Source organism: Mycobacterium sp. (assembly GCF_050701675.1).
GTDB lineage: Bacteria > Actinomycetota > Actinomycetes > Mycobacteriales > Mycobacteriaceae > Mycobacterium.
In genome coordinates this window covers 1-2,204 of sequence record NZ_JBOGDD010000891.1, presented here as the reverse complement: position 1 = coordinate 2,204, position 2,204 = coordinate 1, and the positions used below count along the sequence as shown (strand labels likewise).

Here is a 2,204-nt window from a genome sequence, read left to right as displayed (position 1 = left end):
GTTGTTGCCCAGTGTCGAGGACTGGTTCGGGGCGAGGCGCGAGCTTCGTGTCATCCAGCCGCTGCTGGAGGAGCTCAGTCGTAGGCATCCCAATGTCGGAATCGGGGTCCGTCCGCGCGGCCCTCTATTGTTCCGCGTCGCGGAGCAGATGTCGCTGATCTCGGATGCGTTGTACCTGGAAGCCACCCGTGCTCTCGGTGGCGACGCGGCCGCGGCGTCGGAGCAAATTGCCTACCAGGATTCGCCGTCCGTGCCGCCGGAGGAGCAGGCGCTGCGTATCGCCGAGTGGATCCTTGCCGACCGCGGCTCCGACGGCGACTCGGCCAAGGCCAAGTTTCCGGGACCACATTGGCTACGCCAGCCGTCGTCGTATTCAGATCGCGAGTGGATCCTCGCCATCGCCGACCAGTATCGAACGCTCGAAAACCGGGTCAGCGTTGCGGCGTCCTAGCCGAGTCGAAATCTTGATTCGCCGGAAACCGCGTCCCGACCGTCTTGAAGCCGGATCGGGCTAATCGTCCAGGTGCTCTTGGCGGCGCAGCTCGTCGACCTTCTGGACCAGGTCCTGCTGTGCCTCCGGCGACAGTCCGACGGTGCGCGCCGCAATACGGCGGATGCCCTCGTCGCGCATGCTCGCCAGCCAGGTCAGCTCCTTGTCCAGCTTCTCGTAGTACTCGTCGTCGGTGAAGTACGCCGGCTTGATCCGGAAGAAGTTGGCAAGGGCGGCCATGGTCGCCACCGAGGGGTTGGTCCGGTTGCCTGAACGCAATTGGGAGAGATATGGCGCCGACATCGTGACGCCTTCAGCCTTGAGCGCGGCAATCACCTCGGCCGAGGTGTGAGGGCCCCGTCCCGGCGGGTAGACCGTGTCGAACAGCCGGTTGAGCCGGGCGCTGAAAGTCATACTCATCTATCTGTCCTCCACTTGCGTTACGAGCTGTCATCCCTGGCGGCGTATTTGCTGATCATCGTAGCGAGAGTTCTGCCGACAACCAAGTGCAAACCACGAGAAAGTCCATCTCGAACTGGTCGGCGACCCATCACCGTGTCCTCTAGCAGGGGTTATCTCCAGCTCGAACCTCGCCGAAGTGCGGTCCCGCTAAGCAAATAATAACGCTCGAGTTGTTTTGCCGTGTTGGCCAGGGGCCGCACGCGGGTCACAGCGGGCTCAAATTTCGTTCCCGGCAATCTGCCAGCGGACTCGCAGCGACGGCATCGGCAATTTGCTCGAAAAAAAATGGGCTCCGGGGACAGGTAGCTATCACTGCCGCTTTCGCGCACGTCAATCACCGGACCTTCGAAGATGGCTCCGCGCTGTCGGTCATTCGACTGACAGTAGCCAGTGGGTAGTTAAGCAGTTTCTGGCGACGAATCGAGTACCGGTGGGGTGTCGGCGTGGGCGCGTCGCCGTTTCACAAAGCCTGCGACGACGGCAGCCAGCCCGGTCACGGCGACCAGCGTGGTGGTGCCCACGGCCACCCACGGCCAGCCCAACGCGTTGTCGAACAGGAGCCAAAGTCCGAACAGTAGGAACAGGACGCTGGCCAGGCTGTGCAGGAACCGCTCGGGCAACCGTTTGTGCAGAAGCGCACCCACGGCGATCGCGACGCCGTCGGCCAGCACCATCCCGACGGTCGCTCCGATCCACACGCCCGCCCAGTTGTGATCACTCGCCAGGGCGACCGTGGCGAGCATGGTCTTGTCGCCCAGTTCGGCCAGGACGAACGAGGAGATGACGGCGAAGATGACGTAGCGGGGCTCGGCGACTTGGACGTCCTCGTCGTCATCAGCCTTGCGGCTGTCGCGCCACGTCCACGCTGCGAACAGAAGGAAGGCGATGGCGGCGGCGAACGCGATGGGCCGCTGCGGAAGCGTCAGGCCGACGAAGTGGCCGATCGTCACCGACAGTCCGTGGACGAGGAAGGCGGCGATCGCCACTCCCGAGAGCACCACCCACCACCGGTGCCGAAGGGCGTACGTCATCGTCATCAACTGAGACTTGTCGCCGAGTTCGGCGACGAAGACCACACCGAGGCTGACCAGAGCGGCGGACAACACGAGTGAGCCTTTCGACGCGTCGCCGGCGGGCCGAAACCTGGCCCACCGACATTCGGTCGAAGGTCTCGCCCACCGCGTGGTGCGGTTCGCCGGCCGGGCTGTGCGCCAGTATGTCGACACGACGATTGGGGGCTACTCCCCTTCGC

General features: G+C 64.1%; 2 protein-coding genes and 1 pseudogene. 1 reads left to right on the top strand and 2 read right to left on the bottom strand.

The annotated features are described in order from the left end of the window. Positions 1-451 (top strand): annotated as a pseudogene (locus ACRDUX_RS27080) (hypothetical protein); the annotation flags it as partial. A 60-nt stretch (positions 452-511) separates the two neighbouring features. On the opposite strand, the gene ACRDUX_RS27075 reads toward ACRDUX_RS27080, so the two are convergent. Together ACRDUX_RS27075 and ACRDUX_RS27070 are read right to left on the bottom strand one after the other, a co-directional pair. Then, positions 512-910, bottom strand: coding sequence for a helix-turn-helix domain-containing protein (locus ACRDUX_RS27075; RefSeq protein ID WP_163744574.1), 399 nt, complete (start codon positions 908-910; stop codon positions 512-514). A gap of 440 nt (positions 911-1,350) precedes the next feature. After that, positions 1,351-2,058, bottom strand: a complete 708-nt coding sequence (locus tag ACRDUX_RS27070; protein WP_526418306.1) for a TMEM165/GDT1 family protein — start codon at positions 2,056-2,058, stop codon at positions 1,351-1,353. Between the last annotated feature and the right edge of the window lie 146 nt (positions 2,059-2,204).

Bases quoted from the DNA above. Each gene is read 5' to 3' on its own strand.
- ACRDUX_RS27075 (WP_163744574.1), bottom strand. From the start codon at position 910: ATGAGTATGACTTTCAGCGCCCGGCTCAACCGGCTGTTCGACACGGTC.